The 3,684-nt window shown below is 63.9% G+C and carries 2 protein-coding genes; both read left to right on the top strand.

Annotated features, from left to right (window positions below):
* Positions 1 to 223: 223 nt before the first annotated feature.
* Positions 224 to 2,344 (top strand): TonB-dependent receptor family protein, encoded by a 2,121-nt coding sequence (locus tag E4L98_RS15090; RefSeq protein WP_135202377.1) that lies wholly within the window; start codon positions 224 to 226, stop codon positions 2,342 to 2,344.
* 3 nt (positions 2,345 to 2,347) lie between these two features.
* Positions 2,348 to 3,601, top strand: coding sequence for a GMC family oxidoreductase N-terminal domain-containing protein (locus E4L98_RS15085; RefSeq protein WP_135202376.1), 1,254 nt, complete (start codon positions 2,348 to 2,350; stop codon positions 3,599 to 3,601).
* Positions 3,602 to 3,684 lie beyond the last annotated feature (83 nt).

The following is a 3,684-nucleotide window of genomic DNA, read 5'->3' as shown; positions in this document are numbered from 1 at the left end:
GCTGCGAATCGTTTTGTTCATCAGCACAGAAGCGAGATTATGAAGCATTTCGTTTATCTCGTCAACCCCTCGCTTTTCTTCGTTTTGCTTTTCAGCGTCTGCGTTGTCTTGCGAGGGACAGAATCATAGCAAAGCCGTCGCCGCTCCGCAAGGGCTTTGTGCGCTGCAGGAACCCGTTCCCTACTTTATGATGTGGCGCACCTGTTCACTGATTGGAGACTTCATGACCCAGCCCCCCGTCCGTCTCAACGCGATCGCTGCCCTGTTGGCCGCCGGCAGCGCATTGCCGGCATGCGCTGCCGAGGAACCGGCTCCGATGACCGATACCGTGGTGATCAGCGCGACCCGCGTCGGCCATCCGGGCTTCGAGCTGCCAGCTGCCATCGATGTGATCGATGCCGACCGCATCCGCGAAGGACAGGCGCGTGTGAATGCATCGGAGTCGCTGGCCGCCGTGCCCGGCCTGGTGGCGCAGAACCGCCAGAACTATGCCCAGGATCTGCAGATCTCATCGCGCGGCTTCGGCGCCCGCTCCGCCTTCGGCGTGCGCGGCGTACACCTGGTGGCGGACGGCATCCCGGCCAGCATGCCGGACGGCCAGGGCCAGGCCGCCACCTTCAATCTCGATATGGCCGAGCGCATCGAAGTGCTGCGCGGCCCCTTCTCCGCCATCTACGGCAACCATTCCGGCGGCGTGATCCAGTTGTTCACCAAGGATGGCGCCGGCGCGCCGACAGTGGAGCTGAACGTCATGGGCGGCAGCTATGGCACGCACAAGACCGACCTCAATGCGCAAGGCGCCAGCGGCAACATCGGCTACGTACTGGATGCGTCGCGCTTCGACACCGACGGCTACCGCGCCCACAGCGCCGCGCGCCGCGACCAAGCCTACGCCAAGCTCACGCTGACACCACTAGCCGGCGCGCGGCTGACCATCGTCGCCAATGGCCTGCGTCAGCACGACACACAGGATGCGCTGGGCGTCACCTGGGCCACCTACCAGCGCGACCCGCGCGCCGGCGAGATCGACACCACCGATACGCAAAATCCCAAGCGCACGCTGGCCGACCGCTACAACACGCGCAAGAGCATCGATCACAAACAGATAGGCGCCAGCTGGGAACAGCAATTCGGCGACGACCGCCTGCACCTCATGGTCTACGGCGGCAACCGCGAAGTGATCCAGTACCAGGCATTCTCCAAAGCCTTTCAGGCGCCGGCCACGCATTCGGGCGGCGTGGTCGATTTCGCGCGCGACTTCCAGGGCACGGACCTGAACTGGACGCATGTGAACGGACTGGCGGGCGGCAAGCTGAGTACCACGCTGGGCGTGGAATACAACCGCTCCAATGACGACCGCACCGGCTACGAGAATTTCATCGGCAACCAGTTCGGCGTCAAAGGCGCGCTGCGGCGCGATGAGGACGACGACGTCTCCAGCATCGATCCCTATCTGCAGGCGGAATGGCAGAGCGAACGCTGGCTGCTGAGTGCCGGCCTGCGGCACAGCCGCGTGAAGATATCAGTCGATGACCATTATCTCGGCAACGGCAACGACAGCGGCTCGCTCAACTACAGCCACACCACGCCTGTACTCGGGGCACTGTACAAATGGACGCCCTCGCTGAACATCTACGCCAGCGCCGCGCGAGGCTTTGAAACGCCGACGCTGAATGAGCTGTTCTATTCGGGTACTGGCGGCGGCTTCAACTTCCGCCTGCAGCCGGCGTACAGCACCCATCTCGAAACCGGCCTGAAAGCGCGGCTGTCCGGAGGCGTGCGCATTAACGCGGCCGCGTTCCAGGTGAAGACCAGCGATGAGCTGATCGTCGACAGTGCAAACGGAGGCCGCACCAGCTACAAGAATGGCGGACGCACGCTGCGCCAGGGTCTGGAATTGTCGCTGGATGCGACCTGGCGTTACGGCCTGAGCACGCATGTGGCGCTGACCAGTTTGCGTGCCATCTACGATCAGGCATTCGGCAATGTATTGAAGGGCAGCCGTCTGCCCGGGGTGCCGAATGCTAACCTGTACGGCGAACTGGCATGGGCGTCGAATCGCGGCGACTATGGCGCGGCGCTCGAGGCCATCGCCAGCGGCAAGATCTATGCGGAGGACGGCAACGTCGATCAACCGGCGCCGGGTTACGGCATTCTCAATCTGCGCCTGACCGCAAAGCAGGACTGGCATGCGTGGCGCTTCAAGCAGTTTGTCCGCCTGAACAATCTGCTCGATAAGAATTACATAGGCTCGGTCATCGTCGGCGATACCAACAAACGCTATTACGAAGCGGCGCCCGAGCGCAACTGGCTGCTGGGCGCAAGTGCGCTATATCAGTTCTGACATATGGGCCAATACGACGCCATCGTTGTAGGCAGTGGTCCCGGCGGCGCCAGTGTCGCGCGCGAACTGGCCAGGCGTAAGTTGCGCGTCCTGATCCTGGAACAAGGCAGCACAGCGCCGCTGCAAGGCACGCTGACACAGATGGCCGGCATCGCCGCGGTGCCCGGCAAGGCGGCATTCATCCATCGCGATGCCTCACTGCTGGTCAGCGGCGTGACAGTGGGCGGCACCTCCGCCATCAACTTCGCGACCGCGGCGCCACCGCCGGAAGCCATGTTCGCCGCGCACGGCATCGACCTGTCGCCGGCACTGGCTGCCTTGCGCGCCGAGCTGCCTATTCACCAGTTGCCCGATGAACTGATCGGCCCCATGGCCGGCCGCATCCGGCAAGGCGCGCTGGCGCAGCAACTGGCCTGGCGCAAGCTGGATAAACTGATACGGCCGCAAACCTGCCGTACTGGCTGTTGGCGCTGCGTCTACGGCTGTCCGTTCGGCGCCAAGTGGACCGCACGTGATTTCGTCGACGAAGCGGCGCGATCGGGCGCGACGCTGCTCGCCGATACCAGGGTGAACAGCGTGATCGTGGAAAACGGCCGCGCCGTCGGCGTGCGCTACGAAGGCGGCGAAGCGCGCGCCGACAAGGTGATCCTGGCGGCCGGCGGCATAGGCACGCCGCGCATTTTGCATCGCTCTGGTTTGCACCCTGCCAGCAGCAGTTTCTTCAGCGATCCGGTGGTGGCGGTCATGGGACAGGTCGACGACATCGATGGCGGCGCCGAAGTACCAATGGCGGCGGGCCTTTACCTTGAGGATGAAGGCATCGCGCTGGCCGACATGACGTTGCCCAAGCCGATGTACCAGGCGTTCGCCGCGCAGGTCGGTCGCCTGGACCGGCTGGCGGCGCATGGGCGCACGCTGACCATCATGGTGAAAATCCGCGACGACATCGGCGGCGGCATCGGTCCGCGCTGGGTGGACAAGACGCTGACGGCGGCCGACCGGCGCAAGCTGGCCAGCGGCGTGGAAATGGCGCGCGGCATATTGCGCGCGGCCGGCGCCACCAATATCTTCAAGAGCTGGCATTTCGCCGCGCATCCCGGCGGCAGCGTGAGGATAGGCGAAGGGGTGAACAGCCAGTTGCAGACCGGCACCGCCAACCTGTACGTGTGCGACGCCTCGGTGATACCGCAGCCGTGGGGCCTGCCGCCGACATTGACGCTGCTGTGCCTCGGCCATCGCCTCGGCAACTGGCTCTAAAATGCAAAAAGCCCGCTGAGATCACTCAGCGGGCTTTTTCTTTATAACTAGCTTGACGATAACCTACTTTCACACTGGTTGCA

The sequence above is a fragment of the Duganella callida genome, from assembly GCF_004614165.1.
Lineage (GTDB): Bacteria > Pseudomonadota > Gammaproteobacteria > Burkholderiales > Burkholderiaceae_D > Rugamonas > Rugamonas callida.
The sequence above is the reverse complement of the archived record's forward strand: the minus strand, read 5'-3'. Positions and strand labels throughout refer to the sequence as shown.

Bases quoted from the DNA above. Each gene is read 5' to 3' on its own strand.
- E4L98_RS15090 (WP_135202377.1), top strand. From the start codon at position 224: ATGACCCAGCCCCCCGTCCGTCTCAACGCGATCGCTGCCCTGTTGGCC.
- E4L98_RS15085 (WP_135202376.1), top strand. From the start codon at position 2,348: ATGGGCCAATACGACGCCATCGTTGTAGGCAGTGGTCCCGGCGGCGCC.